Below are 14,884 nucleotides of genomic sequence, written 5' to 3'. Positions count from 1 at the left end.
TGCTAGGACACCTTGACCTGATCGCCGGCGTTCAGCTCGGCGTTGATCGCAGCGTAGCCTCCACCGGTTCGCAGGACTTTGACATCAATGCGCTCTACCACTGCGACCGGGGCCGGTGACGTTCCACCGGGGTTTTGGGCTGCATCGTTTACCCGTCTGGTGACATAGTGCCCCTCAGCGTCCTCACGGACAGCGATGAGTGGAACGGAGAGGGATGCCTCGGTCTCACCGACGGTGACGATGATCGCCGCCTGACCGACCGGAAGATCCAAATCGCCGCCCTCGGCGGGAGCCAGCGAAATAGGCTTCCCGGGTTTGGTTCCTTCCTTTCCTTCCTGAAAGGCCCCGATGTTTGCCACGGTGGCCAGGAATTCCTTGGAGTCGAGCCGGACGGAGAGCTTCTGGCCTATCTGGAGGCGATCTGCCTGGGCGACGTCAGCCGTGAACTCCACGAAGCTGGGCGTCGCACGAATCGTCAGGAGAGGGGTGTCGGCAGTGATTTCGGCTCCCACCGGAGCGGTCGTGGCAACGACACCGCCCCCTGCCGGCATCACCAAAAGCTGCCGGAACGGGATATATGGAATCTTGGCTGCGGATGCCGGCTGGCCGGCCTTCGATTCGGACCCACCAGCCGGGAGATTCTGGGATGCCGAAGAAGGATCGGGTAGGGAAAAGCCTGCGGCAACAAAGAGATCCTTCACAGCATTCAGGGTGAGCTGATCCACTACTCCGCTCAGTTCGACACGATAGCCGGTTCTTCCGAGCGCCGTCTGAAGGGCCAGCACGTCGTCCCCCTCGTCGTTGAGCGACATATTTCGGTACAGGGGAAGCGGTCCCGGCAGGAAGAAATACGGTCGCCCAGACACCACCCCCGCCAGGCTTCCGGCCGCTACTTGGTCGCCAATTGCGAGGACCTGCCGCACCACAACATTTGGCAAGGCATCGGAGACTACCGCAATGCTGGCATCGGTTCCCGGCTGAACCCGGCCCGTAAACGTTACCCGGTCATCGACGACCTTGGTTTCAACTGCCGACCAAACATCGATGGCCTGCTGCGCCGATTGAATGGCATCGCGGGGAGGTGCCTCAATGAAACGCCCGGCAAGAAAAGCCGCTGCCAGCAGCACCGCCACCAGCGCAGTGACAACGGCCACGCGGAATGGATAGGCGACCCGCCGGGACCGGAACTTCTGGCCAGTAGTGTCCGCAGACCCCGGCGACTGCCTACTGGTGGTTTGCAAGATAGGTTTCTGCCTTCGTAACGTATTCCAGATTCTTCGACTTTTGTTCGTTGAGGGCTGCCTGTCGTGCTTTGATCAAACCCACCTGGTAGCCGGCCTCAATATCGCCCAGATTTTGGGTAAGGGCGGTCGATTCGTTGCAGGTTGCCTCCTTCACCGCAATGCGGATCTCTTCCTCTTTTTCCGCCGGCGCCTCTCCGCGGGGGCGGTCAAGTGCCTGCTGGCTGGACCAGCCCTCCTCGTTGGCAGGGGGGACCAGCCCGGCGTCCCTCAGACACTGCCACCACTCGTCGCGATGCTTCTTCCATTGCGGGTCCTTCGCGGCCAGGTTGGAGGCCTCCAACCTCACCTCGAACGATGGCGGGTGGGTGGTGAGTTCGTCCGGAGGTGTGAAGGCATCAAGTTCGCTGGAAAGGGACCGCATGCACGTGGTTCTGGCTTCGACCCATGCCGGATCCAGTTCCCGGTACACGCCCGAGGGTCCGACTGAGGAAGTTGATGTTTGGTCTGCGGGGGCCAACCCGAAACCATACAACTTGGCCCGCTCAACGATCCAGAGCCCGTAGGTACGATCTTCCTTTACGGTTGCTTCGGGAGAACCGGCATCCGCGACCCCGTGCTGGGCCATGCAGCCGCTGAAGGCAAGTTCACGCGCCCGGGATATGGTCGCAAAGCCATCATCCGATATGTCGTACTCATCCAAGGGCATCGTGATCGTGGATGCTGCACGGTCCAACTTGGCCCGGGTTACTCCGCCGGTGGCTTCGTTGCCGATGACGCCGCATCCGGCTACCCACACACATGCCAGTGCAAGCGTTATGGCAGTCACGCGTTGGGAATTTTTCAATTGTTAAGCCCATTCCTGGTTACTAATTGCCGTGGGTAGCGGTTTGCCGGATACCGATAAATTTTTCAGCGGATCTTGCTAGGTAGGAAACTCCGAAAGCCGCCGCCGGCATCAGCGGAATTTCTTCCCTGCCGGCGGCGGCTAGCCGGCTATTACCAGCGTCGGTAGCTGCTGATGTCGTCGTCCCAGTTCCAACCCGGGTACATCGAAACAGCCCTCAGATCGTTGTAGTCACTGCTCGAGGTGAAGTGGAGGCCGAGGTAGTCGTCGTACTGAAAGAAGCGAACGTTGTATCCGTAGTTCTTAAGCGAGGTTGCCTGGTCATCCATCGCACCCAGTATGTTTGCGTTGTCGGCGCCATACGTGAATCCGCTGTAGTTAAGGCCGCTGAAGAGAACAGTGGCATTTGCTCCGGGAGCAAGAGTCAAGCTCAAGGCGGCGGCGGCTACTACGCCCGCCAGTGTCTTGGATATTTTGTTCACGATTCCCCATTTTTCTACGCGAATCTGCAAGCGTTGCATTCCTCGAACGGTTGTCCGGAAAAGTGCTGCGCTCCAAGAGTATGAGCGGCTCAACGAAATAACAATACGGATGACCGGTTTTTTGATATGTTACAAACCGTTCGACCGGTATGATTCTGGCATGCGTGTCAGCGGGGGAAAATCGGCAGGGAAATTCTATGAACAGGATCGGGAATCGGGTGATTGGTTCAGTGCACCTATTGCGCGAGAGCTCGTCCACCGCCGAGCCGTAGCCGAGGTCTTCCTCACCGGAATCCACCGCGTCGAAGACCTGACCTACTCGGTCGCGGCGCAATGGCCCCGATGGCATGTCTTTTACGGATCCCACCATGATCGTTTTGACTCTGCACTGGTCGTTGAAACTCTGCGTCAGCTGACTGTTCTCATAGCCCACACTCAACTGGGTGTCGTGTTGGGAATGCAATTCCTAATGCCTGAGATGTCCGTCTCCATGGTCTCCGGTGTTACTCAAGACCGGTCCCGCCCCGCCGACGTGATCGTCGAAGTAAATGTTTCAGAGGTCAAGGAAGCGGGCCGGCGCATTTCATCTTTTCGTTCCATTGCCACCTTCCTGGTGGACGGGCACAAGATCGCTGAGGGAACAGCAAGAGCCCGGATCGTTGATCCTGAAGCGTATAGCCGGATCAGGGCCCGCCGCCGGGCCACTGGGGAACAACACGAAGTCCTGCCCGTATCGGCCGCCAGCGTGGGCCATGCGTCTGCCTGGAATGTAGTCCTCGGCGAGAGTGACACAGCTGGGCTTTGGCGCCTGCGCGTCGATGTCTCCCACCCGATCCTGTTTGATCATCCACTGGACCATATTCCGGGGGTTCTGCTTATCGAAGCCGTGCGGCAGGTTCTGCGGCTGGCTGTGCAGGATCCGGAACTGGACTTCGCCACTTTTGATGCCCAGTTCACCTCCATTGCCGAACTCAGCGATGAAGCCACGATTGCTCTGGAGTCCCTGACCATCGGCACGGATTTAACGACGGCGGTGGCCTCCATTCAGGCCAAGGGAAAGGTTCTGATGCGTGCACTCGTGGGCATCAGGCCGACGATCCCGCCATTGCTCCCAGCGGAACGGGATATCCAGTGGACACCAGTCCGGACAGTGCCTGCGGGTCCTCGTGGGAGTCTTCATGGATGATCCCGGGCAGCAGTAGATGCCACATCTCCTCGATTCGCTGCATAACGTCAGCGCGACCGGTGAGGACCTCGGAAACCATTTGAACCCCGGTGAACGAGGCGACAACATATCTGGCAAGAACTGCCGGGGCCACGGAGGACCGTACCTGCTTCTCTCCCTTGGCCCGGTTGATCAACTGCTCCATGGTGGCGATCCAGTCCTCGTAGGGCCCTTTCACGGGCAGGCCAAAGGTGGTGGCCTCCATCGTGAGCCGGATGCCGGCCCTGACCACCGGCTCGTGGACGAGCTTGAGCCCAAATGCGCGGCACATGAGGATCACGGTCACCAGGGCAGGGTAGTGCTCAGAGAGGATGCCCTCGCTCTCCGCCACAACCAAGCGATGCTGTTCTTCGATGACCGCTCTGGCCAAGTCGTCCTTGGACTTGAAGTGAAAGTACAGTGCCCCCTTGGTCACACCGCCCGCCTCGGCTACCTGGCTCAAACTGGCGCTGCCGTAACCGTGCTCCTCAAAGATCGCCGCCGCCCCGGCAATGATCGCCTCTCGCGTTGCTTTTGCACGATCCTGAAGGACCATATATGAACCTCAACTCTGGTAATTACGCATGTGTTCACGGCGTTCACCCGTCCGCTGTTTGCAGCGAGCCGGCACCTTGGACGACGAAGGTCCTGCTGATCGGAGCCACCGGTTTCATCGGAAGTCGGATCCTCCAGGCGCTCAGGGCCCGTGACGACGTCTTGGTTTCGATCCTAGCAAGGCGGTCAACCGGAATGGTTTCAGAGGGCTCCCAGGCGATTCACTTCGGGGATGTCAGGGACGAGGAATCGGTCTTCCGGGCAGTTGGGGGCGCGGATGTCGTGATTAACGCGTCCTCGTACGTTGGCCGCGAAGAGCATGTTGCCATGGAGGTCAATCTGGCAGGCACGGAGTCGATTCTCCGCGCCTGCGAAGAGTCACATGTCCGGCGGATAATTCAGATCAGCACGACCGCTGTCTATGGTTCGGGACCCCACCGGGCGCTTCTCACCTCGGAGGCTCAATACCGCCCTGAGTCTGCCGCCAGCCGAACCCGAGCATCGGCAGACCGGGCAGTGCTAGCCGCTGGTGGCGTCGTCGTCAGGCCCAACCTCATCTACGGCATCGGAGACCGCTGGTTCATCCCCGGGGTCGTGGGCATGTTCAGGGCTCTCGCCACGAACATAGAGCACGGCAGAGCGATGCACTCCATGATTGATGTCGCAGACCTAGGTAAACTCGCGGCTTCCCTTGCTGCGGCAGCCTTTCCCGTGGCCGGCGCCTTTCATGCTGTCGACCCCACCCCGGTTAGTCTGTCCATTCTTCTCGAGACCATCAGCCGGCAAATATGCCCGCTTGCTCTGAGCGGAAGTTCCTCGCTTGAACAGGCGCACCGGGCCCTCGTACCTGCCGGATTTCGACCCCATCAAATAAACTTGGTCGGCATGGACCACCACTACGATGCGCAGGAACTGTGGAATATTGCCGGGCTACAGCCATCGGGTTTCCGGTTGACGCCAGAAACCATTGCTTGGTACAAGGCCCAGAAAGTCGCCTAACGCCGGGAGCTGGCCCCCGGCTGTCCAGCACATTCCCAGTGCAATGCAGGTGGGCCCCGGTGGCGGCACCGACAGGACAGAGTACACAGACGCTGGGATCGGTTGGATGAGGGTTCACGGAGCGGTCCTCTTTTCTCGGTCCGGAATCGTATTCGTCGAAGCCCAGCCACCTAAAAAGCGGGTTCTAGCCATCGGCCATTCGGGTCCGATGGCCCCGTTTCGGTGCTGGCCTGACTGGGGTCACTGGGCAACGGTGCACAGACTGTGCCCATGCTGGTTCTTCGGGCCAGAGCTCGAAGTGGCCAGCGCCAACGCGCGGAGGCGGCACCGAAAGTCAGCTCATAAGACCGCCCGCTGAACCTGTGATTTAACCGCCAAACGAAGGTAACAATCACAGGCCAGAGTCCGAACAGCATCATGAATAGTCCGCCGAGCGGGCAGCGGTACGCTTCGATGGAGATCCGTTGACTGTGAAGAAGGGGACGCTCCGTGAACCCTTTTGCGGCCAGCGGGCAATACATAATGTGAGCACAGATAACGACATCATCAGGCGGTCCCGGGCCAGTCCCGCAGTTTTCGGGGAGTTGTACGACAGACACGCCTCAGCCATCTACAGATACGCCGCCAGGCGGGCCGGCGACTTCGCGGCCGACGACGTCACATCCGAAACCTTTCTGGTGGCCTGGGAACAACTCGAAACCTACGACCTTGACCGGGAGGATGCCCGGCCCTGGCTGTTCGGCATCGCCACGAATCTGCTCCGGCGGCATCACCGTGCTGAAGCCAAGGTGCTGAAAACCGCGGCCAAAGCAGCGTCACGAGAATCCGTGGCTGATGCTTCTGACCGGATCGCCGCCCAAGTGGACGCCGTTGTAACCACCGGGCGCATCGCCGGCACCCTGAAGTCCATGCCGGCCATCGACCGCGAAACGTTGCTGCTCTACGCCTGGGCGGACCTGACCTATGAAGGCATCGCCCTAGCTATGGACGTTCCGGTGGGCACCGTGCGCTCCCGCCTGAACCGCGCCCGCCAGACACTGCGGACGCAGCTCAAACTCGAAATACTTGACGAAACGGAGAACGATCATGGACGACTTGCAGCTGCTCCGCGAAATGCGTAGGGACATCGGTTCCCCCTCGCCGGCTACGCTGGCCCGCGGCCGCACCAAACTCATGACCAGGATAAATTCGACTTCCGCCTCCGTGGCGTCGACAGACAGGGACACCAAAGGCACTGTCAGCCCGATCCGGTTTCGGCGCCGGGTCCTGCTCGCTTCGGCGGCTGCGGCTCTGCTCGTGGGCGGAATCGTCGTGGCAGACGTAGTCAGGCCCAGCGGTCCGGGCGCAACTGCCGAAGCCGCCGAGGTCCTGAACAACGCCGCGGCAGCAACCATCCAGACCTCCGACCCGGTAGTGGGACCAGGCCAGTACCTGAAAATCGAGACGACGGAGCTCACCGGCAGTGGCTTGCAGGCCGCCGATGGAAGCGACATTTCCTGGCAGGAAACGACCGGCGGACAGGTCTACGTACCGGCAGAAGAGAACGGGGAATGGGTCTGGAACCGTGATGAGCGCGTTCCCCTTGACTCCTCCAGCGACGCCGCCAAGGCTGCAGCGGCCGAGTTGGCACAGAGACGGAAAGCACAACCTGAAGGTGCCCCATTACTGGTCGGGATCCTACGTGCCCCAGGAGGTGCCTTCTACGGAAACGAGCCAACCATCATTATCGGCACGCCCCTCAAGGACGCCATCAGTCTGCCCAGAGACCCACAAGCCCTGCTGGACATCATCTACGAGCGGACCAAGGGCGCCGGGAAGTCTCCCGAAAGAGCGGCATTCGTGACCATCGCTGACGGCCTCCGCAACGGAGTTGTACCTGCCGACCTGCGCGCAGCCCTCTACAAGGCCGCTGCCCTCATCCCCGGCGTCACCGTCGGGGACCGGCAGGCAACAATCGATGGCAGGACGGGGATCGCCATTGGAATCCCGTCTCCCGACGGAATAGCGAGGACGGACATCGTCATCGATCCCACCTCGGGACTGGTGATCGGGGAGCAGGACATACTGCTCAAGGACTATCCTGGCTTTCCCGCCGGGACCGTCTCGACCTGGACATCCGTGAAGACATCCGTGGTGAACGCCGCGCCCTGAGCTCCTGACGACAACGACAACGACAACGACGCCGAGACGGCCGGTCACCCATCCAAGGTGACCGGCTGGCTCCCTCGATTGCGTGACGCGTATACGGCCGCTGTGAATGCTGGCCTCGATAAGGTCTCATTCGCGGAACCCTCGACGGACGTTTGTCGGGTCAAAAAGACAGGTGTCTTAGACGTAAAACCCATGCTCCAAGCGGGAAAACACGCCAAGAGCTAATGGGAATATATGTTCGAACTTAAGTCAAGGGCCGCTCACCGCGGGAGTCCGCGCGCCGGGCTCGACACCGGCTGGGGGCCTTCAGGCCTGCAGTTCCCACACCACGGTGACGCTGGCGTTAATGCTCGCGTGGCCCGCTTCCACGCTGATGGATTCGCTGGCGGCGGCGCGCTGGATCCGGGCCACCGGTACCGGCCCCGGCGCATCGGGGTGCTCGGCAATGGACAGTACCGCGCCAAGCCGCGCCGTCGCCAGGGATGCAAACTGTTCGGCCCTGGCAGCGGCATCCTGCCACGCAGCTTCCCGGGCAAGGGAGGCGACGGCTGACTCATCCGAGAAGCCAAGCTCCAGTCCGTTCAGACGCACGTCATCGCCGCCGGCATCTACTGCGGCGGCAATGACATCGGACGCCGCGCTCACCTGCCGCAGGCGCACGGTGAGCACGCTGGAGGTCGCATACCCGGTCACTTGCTGGCCCCCGCCGTCGCGCCAGACGAACTCCGGCCGGACGTTCAGTCCGGACGTCCGGATGTCCGCGTCAGCCACGCCGTGCCCGCGGAGCGAACCGGATACAGCCGCGGACGCTGTTCCCGCATCCGCATAGGCGGTGCCCACGCTGTCCCGCCGGCACTCGATGCCCACAGAAATGGTCAGCAGGTCAGGTGGCGCCTCGGCCGTCCCCGTTCCGGTCACGGTGATGGTCCTGTTGCTGGGTTCGCCCGTCATTGTCAGACCTCGATTCTGTCGGCGCCCCGGGGAGCCGGTCCTGGTGCGCTGATGTCAATGTAACCGCCGGCTGCCAGGCCGGCCTGCCGTTCGAAGAAATTTGCGGACGCCGGATTTCCCGTCCGTAGCCGCGACCAGCCGGCGGCCAGGAAATACAGCGGAAGGAAGGGCAAACCCAGGCAGTAGGCGTACTGGCTGCAGTGTTTCTCCTCATGCCCGAGGAGCGCCGGATTGGAGGTGAGTTCTTCAGTCCGGATCCGGCAGATGACCACGTTGCCCAGAGTGAAGGCTCCCGCGTAAGGAATGCGCCACCGGTAGCCGGACGCTATGAACAGTCCTCGGGGGCCTTGGCTGACGGCTGTTCCCGCAGCTGCGGCAACGGCCAGGCCCAGCAGGGTAGTGCCGTTGGCCAGGTTGGCGAGGTGCCGTACCCGCTGCCCCGGCGTCAACAGCTGCGCGGCTGCCCGGCCCTGCCCTTGTGTCATGAGGCCATGGTAGCCGGAGCCTTCACTTAGACTGGAGGATAGTGGCCACCAGTTTTGATCGGTGTGCCCTGACCTGGTCATCGAGTGCATTCATCAAGCATGGATTCACGGAATGACCTGCCAGTGACGGATGCGCTGCCGGGAAACCGCGCACGGCTGCACCGCTCACCGGCAGCCCCGACTCGTAGCTAAGAACAGTAGATGACTGAAACTTTGCCGGGCGCCGCCATCCCGAACCCTACGGATGAAGCCGCCATCACTGCCGCTGTAGACCAGGCCATCGCCGCCATTGCCGGCGCCGGCTCCCTTGACGAACTCAAGGCGGTGAGGCTGGCGCACACCGGTGAGAAGTCACCGCTCAGCCTGGCCAACCGGGAGATCGGCGGACTGCCGAAAGACCAGAAAGCCGTAGCCGGCAAACTCATGGGTTCCTCCCGGGGCCGGGTCAACAAGGCGCTCGCGGACCGCACCGCCGAGCTGGAAGCCGAAAACGACGCCCGGATCCTGCTGGAAGAGACAGTGGACGTCACTGCCGCGCCCCGCCGCCGTCGTGCCGGCGCGCGCCACCCGCTGTCCACCCTGCAGGAGCGCGTGGCGGACATCTTCGTCGGCATGGGCTGGGAGATCGCCGAAGGCCCCGAGGTCGAGTCCGAGTGGTTCAACTTCGACGCGCTGAACTTCAAGCCGGACCACCCGGCCCGCGAAATGCAGGACACCTTCTTCGTCGAGCCGCCGGAAGCCCACCTCCTGATGCGCACGCACACCTCGCCGGTGCAGGTCCGCTCCATGCTGGAACGCGAGCTGCCCATCTACGTGCTGTGCCCGGGCAAGGTGTTCCGCACCGACGAGCTGGACGCGACGCACACCCCGGTCTTCCACCAGTTCGAGGGCCTGGCCATCGACAAGAAGCTCAGCATGGCGGACCTCCGCGGCACCCTGGAGCACTTCACGCGCCAGATGTTCGGCGACGGGGCCCAGATCCGGCTGCGCCCCAACTATTTCCCGTTCACCGAGCCTTCCGCGGAGCTGGACATCTGGCACCCGGGCGCCAAGGGCGGCCCGCGCTGGATCGAATGGGGCGGCTGCGGCATGGTCAACCCGAACGTGCTCCGCGCCGCAGGCATCGATCCGGACATCTATTCAGGTTTTGCCTTCGGCATGGGCATCGAGCGTGCCCTCATGTTCCGCAACGAGGTCGGCGACATGCGCGACATGATCGAAGGCGATGTACGTTTCAGCGAACACTTCGGGATGGAGATCTAACAGTGCGTATCCCACTTTCCTGGCTGCGTGAATTCGCGCAGGTACCGGCAGGAGCATCGGCCGAAGACGTCATGGCCGAACTCGTTAAGGTCGGCTTTGAAGAAGAAGCAGTCCACCGCCCCACGGACACCTTGCAGGGCCCCATCGTGGTGGGCCAGGTCCTGAGCATCGTCAAGGAACCCCAGACCAACGGCAAAACCATCAACTGGTGCCAGGTCCGGGTTGTCCCCGAAGGCCAGGAACAGACCCTCGCCGGCGACGGCATCGACCCGTCCGGCGTGCAGGGGATCATCTGCGGCGCCCACAATTTCGTTGAGGGCGACAAGGTGGTAGTCACCCTTCCCGGAGCAGTCCTGCCCGGCGACTTCCGCATCTCCGCCCGGAACACCTACGGCCACCTGTCCGCCGGCATGATTGCTTCTGTCCGTGAGCTTGGCATCGGCGAGGACCACGACGGCATCCTGGTGCTGTCCCGCATCGGGCTTGATCCGAAAATCGGCACGGACGCCATGGAACTGCTGGGCCTCTATGACCAGGCAGCCGAGATCAACGTGACCCCGGACCGCGGCTACGCGTTCTCCATCCGTGGTGTGGCCCGTGAATACGCCCACGCCACCGGAACCTCCTTCACGGACCCCGCCGCCAAGGTCCAGGCCCCGGCGGAACTTTCCGGCGGTTACGGCGTCAAGCTCAACGACGACGCGCCCATCTACGGCAAGCCCGGCTGCGACCGTTTCGTGGCCCGCACCGTCCGCAGCGTCGACGCCACGAAGCCGACACCCCCGTGGCTGACCTCGCGGCTGCGGCTTGCCGGGATCCGCTCCATCTCCCTGCCAGTGGACATCTCCAACTACGTGATGGTCGAGCTTGGCCAGCCCACGCACTGCTACGACCTGGACAAACTGTCCGGCGACATCGTGGTCCGGCGCGCCGTGGTGGGAGAGAAGATCACCACCCTGGATGGCAAAGAGCGCGCGCTCGACGTCGAGGACCTCCTCATCACCGATGGTTCCGGCCCGATCGGCGTTGCCGGCGTGATGGGCGGCGCAGCCACCGAGGTGAGCAATTCGACGTCGAACGTCCTGGTGGAAGCGGCCCACTTCGACGAGGTGTCCATTGGCCGTTCCCGCCGCCGGCACAAGCTGCCGTCCGAGGCGTCCAAGCGCTTCGAGCGCGGCGTCGACTGGCACGTTGCGGACATCGCTGCCCAGCGTGTTGTTGACCTCCTGGTGGAACTGGCCCGTGGGGTTGCTGACCAGGCGGGGACCGACGTCGGGACCGCGCCGGACGCGGTGACCATCGCGCTGCCGGCAGCCTTCGCCGCCCAGCGGATCGGCATCGACTTCACCGAAGAACAGATCACCACCTCGCTGGTGGACCTCGGTGCCATGGTGGAAAAGAACAACAGCGGCTGGACCGTTACCGCCCCCAGCTGGCGCAACGACCTGGAAACCAAGGAAGACCTCTCCGAGGAAATCGCGCGGCTGGTGGGTTACGACAACATCCCCGCCACCCTTCCGGTGGCCCCTCCGGGACGGGGTCTGACCCGCGTGCAGCAGCAGCGCCGTCGGCTCATCCAGGCCCTGGCGGACGCCGGGCTGACCGAAGTCCTGGCCTACCCGTTCGTCTCCAAGGCCGCCAACGACACGTTCGGCGTCGCCGAGCAGGGTGCTGCCCGGAGCGCGGTCAAGCTGGCGAACCCTATCAGCGAGGAACACAGCTTCCTGCGCACGTCCATCCTCCCCGGGCTCATCGAGGTGGCCAAGCGGAACCACTCCCGCGGATTCCGCGACCTGGCGCTCTTCGAGTCGGGCCTCGTTTTCCTGCCCGGCGGGACCGTCGGAACACCGTCCATCCCGCCGCTGGGCGTCAAGCCCGCCGATGAGGTACTGGATGCACTGTACGACGGCGTTCCGGACCAGCCGCTGTACGTCGCCGCTGTCCTCACGGGCCACGATTCACCAGCTGCCGCCAGCCACACGCCGCGCTTGTGGGACTGGTCCGACGCGCTGGATATTGCCCGGCTCGCCGGGGATGTCCTGGGCGTGGAGGTCGTTGTCAGCCAGGGTGCGCACCAGGCGTTCCACCCGGGCCGCGCCGCGCAGCTCTCGCTTCGGACCGGTGAAGTGGTGGGTTACGCCGGCGAGCTGCACCCGAAGCTCCTGGCCGCGCACGACATGCCGGCCCGTTCGGTGGCGCTGGAATTCAACGCGGATGCGCTGTTCGAGGCAGCCGCGGATGTGATTGTGGCCCGCCACATCTCCACGTTCCCGGTAGCCACCCAGGACGTTGCCTTGGTGGTACCGCAGGACATTCCCGCGGACCAGGTCCTCGAGGCGCTCCGCGAAGGCGCCGGCGAGCTGTTGGAGGACGTGGCGCTGTTCGACGTCTACGCCGGCAAGGGCATTGAAGAAGGCAAGAAATCGCTGGCCTTCGGCTTGCGTTTCCGGGCAACGGACCGGACGTTGACTGCCGATGAGGCCTCGGCTGCGCGCGAAAGCGCTGTTGCCCTGGCTGCAGAGCGCTTCGGCGCCGTGCAGCGCTAAGCGCGGATCCGGATGGCAGGGCCGGGGGCCCCAGAGATGGCGGAGCCGGTGGCGCCAGGGCCAGTCCTGCGGTCCTGCCCTCCCGGATTGCCGGGAGGGCAGGACACGACGGCGGGCGGCCAGCGGGTAGTGCTGGAGCCTGCAGAGCTGGCGCGCGCCGACGCCTTGGCGCCCGGCCCGCGGGCCGTTTTTGTGGCTGGCCGGCGTGCCCTGCGAACGTTCGCAGCAGAACTGCTGGATGTCCCGGCGTCGGACCTCACCACGCACTTCCGCTGTCCCCGGTGCGGCGCCGGCCCCGAGCTGTCGCACGGCAGGCCCGGGTACAGGCTCAGGGGAGAACCGGTGCCGCTCGCGCTGAGCCTGTCCCGGAGTTCCGGGTGGATCCTGTTGGGCGCAGTGGTGGATCCACCTGCCGGAGTCACCATGGGCGTGGACCTGGCTGACCCGTCCGGCATGGCCTTTGAAGGGTTCGACGGCGTGGCCCTCACCGCCGCCGAGCGCGCGGCCCTCGCCGGGCTGGCAGGGCCTCAGCTGCTGCGGGAGCGGGCACGGCTCTGGGCGCGCAAAGAAGCCTGGCTCAAGATGACGGGCGACGGCCTCGCTACCGCCCCGGACACCCTCGATGTTCTGTCCCGCCCTGAAATCCGGGACCTGGCCGCCGGAGAGGCGGGCCTCCCGCTCGACTTTCGCGCCGCCGTCGCGGTTTCGCGCACCGGCAGCTAGCGCACCTGCCCGTCAGCGCACAGGCAGCGGCGGAAGGGCTGCCTCGAGCAGCCACGGGTGCAGCAGCGCCTCAGTGTCCAGGCCGGTGGCCCGGTCCGCGGCGAGGATAAACGCCGCAGTGGACACTGAACTGTGACGGTGGGCATCCGTCCAGTCGTGCAACAGCGCAAAAAATGCCAAGTCGCCGCAACGGATCCGCAGGGCATGCAGGGCCAGGGCTCCGCGCTTGTAGACGCGGTCATCAAACATAAGCTCCGGCCCCGGGTCGCCCACGATGATGTCTTGGCTGCCGGCGGCCAGCTTCCGCCAGGCTGCGGCGGCCCGGTCCGCGACGGGCAGGACGCCCGCTTCCTCGGACCAGATCCACTCCGCGTAGCAGGCAAAGCCCTCGTGGAGCCAGATGTCCGCCCAGGATGCGGCAGTGAGGGAGTTCCCGAACCACTGGTGCGCGAGCTCGTGGGCGATGAGCCGCTGGGACTCCCACTCCTGCGTCAGGTGGTTCCGGCCCAGAATGGAAAGCGTCTGCGCCTCAAGCGGTATTTCCAGCTCGTCTTCGGTCACCACCACGGAATATTCCGGGAAGGGGTAGGGCCCGAAGCAGTTGGCAAAGGTGCGCATCATCTCAGGCTGCCTCGCCAGGCCTTCGCGGGCCGCGTCGAACAAAAGCGCCGGGACGGCGGCGAACTGCGGAACCTGCCCGTCCACGGGGAAGGGAGTCAGGGTGAGGAACTCATACCGGCCGATCTGGACCGTGGCAAGGTAGGTGGCCATGGGCTCCGCTTGCTCGTAGACCCAGGTCTCGCGGCTGGCCCTGCTGGTGTGGGAGATCAGCGTGCCGTTACACACGGCCCGGTAATTGGCGTCGGTGGTCACGCTGATCCGGTAGCTGGCCTTGTCACCGGGGTGGTCGTTGCACGGGAACCATGAGGCGGCACCGTTGGGCTGGCCAGCCACGAGGACGCCGTCGGTGAGTTCCTCCCAGCCGACCTCGCCCCAGAACCCGCGCCGGGGAGCAGGGTTGCCTTCGTAGCGGATGTCCAGGGTAAATTCCTCGCCCGCCGGCAGTGCGGCCTCGGGCACAATGACTAATTGCCCTGCGCGCTGGCTGAACTTTTTTACCCGGCGCCCGCTGAGCTGGATCTTCGTGGCCCGGAGCCCGGCCAGGTCCAGCACAAGGGCAGCCGTCGCGTACTGGGTGACGGCGTTCAGGACCGCGCGCCCGCTCAGGCGGTTGCTGCTGAGCTTGTAGTCAAGGTCCAGTTCGTAGCGGCTGACTTTGTACGCGTTCGTGCCATGGCCCGGCATGTAGGGATCAGGTGCTGAAGCATCCTGCTCCGACGTGCGGGCAGGGCCGGTACTCGCGGCCGTCGGGCTCGGTGCGGGGGAACTCATAAGAGGGTCTTTCCGATCAGCGTAGGGCGGCAGGACAGCTGGTGC

The 14,884-nt window shown here is 63.9% G+C and carries 14 protein-coding genes; 7 read left to right on the top strand and 7 right to left on the bottom strand.

Annotated features, from left to right (window positions below; genetic code table 11):
- Positions 1-2: 2 nt before the first annotated feature.
- From ACQCSW_RS13960 to ACQCSW_RS13950, 3 genes are all read right to left on the bottom strand, one after another.
- Positions 3-1,154 carry a hypothetical protein gene (locus ACQCSW_RS13960; RefSeq protein WP_426986785.1) on the bottom strand — a complete coding sequence of 384 codons (1,152 nt, stop codon included), beginning with the start codon at positions 1,152-1,154 and terminating at the stop codon, positions 3-5.
- Positions 1,155-1,224: 70 nt separating this feature from the next.
- The gene (locus ACQCSW_RS13955; RefSeq protein WP_426986783.1) at positions 1,225-2,070 is read right to left on the bottom strand and encodes a hypothetical protein; all 846 of its coding nucleotides are present in this window, start codon (positions 2,068-2,070) and stop codon (positions 1,225-1,227) included.
- 170 nt (positions 2,071-2,240) lie between these two features.
- A complete protein-coding gene (locus ACQCSW_RS13950; protein ID WP_426986781.1) occupies positions 2,241-2,417 on the bottom strand; it encodes a hypothetical protein in 177 nt (58 codons plus the stop codon).
- A gap of 70 nt (positions 2,418-2,487) precedes the next feature.
- On the opposite strand from ACQCSW_RS13950, the gene ACQCSW_RS13945 reads away from it, so the two are divergent.
- Positions 2,488-3,756, top strand: a complete 1,269-nt coding sequence (locus ACQCSW_RS13945; protein ID WP_426986779.1) for a ScbA/BarX family gamma-butyrolactone biosynthesis protein — start codon at positions 2,488-2,490, stop codon at positions 3,754-3,756.
- On the opposite strand, the gene ACQCSW_RS13940 is transcribed toward ACQCSW_RS13945, so the two are convergent.
- Positions 3,656-4,330, bottom strand: a complete 675-nt coding sequence (locus ACQCSW_RS13940; RefSeq protein WP_426986777.1) for a ScbR family autoregulator-binding transcription factor — start codon at positions 4,328-4,330, stop codon at positions 3,656-3,658. The genes ACQCSW_RS13945 and ACQCSW_RS13940 overlap by 101 nt on opposite strands.
- Before the next feature lie 2 nt (positions 4,331-4,332).
- Between ACQCSW_RS13940 and ACQCSW_RS13935 the strand changes: the two genes are divergently transcribed.
- From ACQCSW_RS13935 to ACQCSW_RS13925, 3 genes are all read left to right on the top strand, one after another.
- Positions 4,333-5,328 (top strand): NAD-dependent epimerase/dehydratase family protein, encoded by a 996-nt coding sequence (locus tag ACQCSW_RS13935; RefSeq protein WP_426986775.1) that lies wholly within the window; start codon positions 4,333-4,335, stop codon positions 5,326-5,328.
- A 524-nt stretch (positions 5,329-5,852) separates the two neighbouring features.
- On the top strand, positions 5,853-6,449 hold the full coding sequence (locus ACQCSW_RS13930) for an RNA polymerase sigma factor (protein WP_426986773.1): 597 nt from the start codon (positions 5,853-5,855) through the stop codon (positions 6,447-6,449).
- Positions 6,415-7,479, top strand: a complete 1,065-nt coding sequence (locus ACQCSW_RS13925) for a CU044_5270 family protein (RefSeq protein WP_426986771.1) — start codon at positions 6,415-6,417, stop codon at positions 7,477-7,479. The genes ACQCSW_RS13930 and ACQCSW_RS13925 overlap by 35 nt, the downstream gene beginning before the upstream one ends.
- Before the next feature lie 306 nt (positions 7,480-7,785).
- Here the strand turns inward: ACQCSW_RS13925 and ACQCSW_RS13920 are convergent, their stop codons facing one another.
- Positions 7,786-8,430: an SIMPL domain-containing protein gene (locus ACQCSW_RS13920; RefSeq protein WP_426986769.1), complete on the bottom strand. Its 645-nt coding sequence runs from the start codon at positions 8,428-8,430 to the stop codon at positions 7,786-7,788.
- A 2-nt stretch (positions 8,431-8,432) separates the two neighbouring features.
- On the bottom strand, positions 8,433-8,915 hold the full coding sequence (locus ACQCSW_RS13915) for a hypothetical protein (protein ID WP_426986767.1): 483 nt from the start codon (positions 8,913-8,915) through the stop codon (positions 8,433-8,435).
- 201 nt (positions 8,916-9,116) lie between these two features.
- Here ACQCSW_RS13915 and pheS point away from each other — a divergent pair, with 201 nt between their 5' ends.
- The 3 genes from pheS to ACQCSW_RS13900 are packed head-to-tail and all read left to right on the top strand — an operon-like array spanning position 9,117 to position 13,447.
- On the top strand, positions 9,117-10,178 hold the full coding sequence (gene pheS, locus ACQCSW_RS13910) for a phenylalanine--tRNA ligase subunit alpha (RefSeq protein WP_426986765.1): 1,062 nt from the start codon (positions 9,117-9,119) through the stop codon (positions 10,176-10,178).
- 2 nt (positions 10,179-10,180) lie between these two features.
- Entirely contained in the window at positions 10,181-12,724 is a 2,544-nt protein-coding gene (gene pheT / locus ACQCSW_RS13905; protein ID WP_426986763.1) for a phenylalanine--tRNA ligase subunit beta, read from the top strand.
- Between the two features lie 48 nt (positions 12,725-12,772).
- A complete protein-coding gene (locus ACQCSW_RS13900; RefSeq protein ID WP_426986761.1) occupies positions 12,773-13,447 on the top strand; it encodes a 4'-phosphopantetheinyl transferase family protein in 675 nt (224 codons plus the stop codon).
- A 12-nt stretch (positions 13,448-13,459) separates the two neighbouring features.
- Here ACQCSW_RS13900 and ACQCSW_RS13895 read toward each other — a convergent pair whose 3' ends face one another.
- Entirely contained in the window at positions 13,460-14,839 is a 1,380-nt protein-coding gene (locus ACQCSW_RS13895) for a M1 family metallopeptidase (RefSeq protein ID WP_426986759.1), read from the bottom strand.
- Positions 14,840-14,884 lie beyond the last annotated feature (45 nt).

It is taken from the genome of Pseudarthrobacter sp. Y6 (assembly GCF_050156205.1).
Classification (GTDB): Bacteria; Actinomycetota; Actinomycetes; order Actinomycetales; family Micrococcaceae; genus Arthrobacter.
Note: the sequence above shows the minus strand (reverse complement) of the source record. Positions and strands in the feature narration are given on the sequence as shown.

Bases quoted from the DNA above. Each gene is read 5' to 3' on its own strand.
- ACQCSW_RS13950 (WP_426986781.1), bottom strand. From the start codon at position 2,417: ATGGATGACCAGGCAACCTCGCTTAAGAACTACGGATACAACGTTCGC.
- ACQCSW_RS13940 (WP_426986777.1), bottom strand. From the start codon at position 4,330: ATGGTCCTTCAGGATCGTGCAAAAGCAACGCGAGAGGCGATCATTGCC.
- ACQCSW_RS13935 (WP_426986775.1), top strand. From the start codon at position 4,333: ATGAACCTCAACTCTGGTAATTACGCATGTGTTCACGGCGTTCACCCG.
- ACQCSW_RS13925 (WP_426986771.1), top strand. From the start codon at position 6,415: ATGGACGACTTGCAGCTGCTCCGCGAAATGCGTAGGGACATCGGTTCC.
- ACQCSW_RS13920 (WP_426986769.1), bottom strand. From the start codon at position 8,430: ATGACGGGCGAACCCAGCAACAGGACCATCACCGTGACCGGAACGGGG.
- ACQCSW_RS13915 (WP_426986767.1), bottom strand. From the start codon at position 8,915: ATGACACAAGGGCAGGGCCGGGCAGCCGCGCAGCTGTTGACGCCGGGG.
- pheS (WP_426986765.1), top strand. From the start codon at position 9,117: ATGACTGAAACTTTGCCGGGCGCCGCCATCCCGAACCCTACGGATGAA.
- ACQCSW_RS13895 (WP_426986759.1), bottom strand. From the start codon at position 14,839: ATGAGTTCCCCCGCACCGAGCCCGACGGCCGCGAGTACCGGCCCTGCC.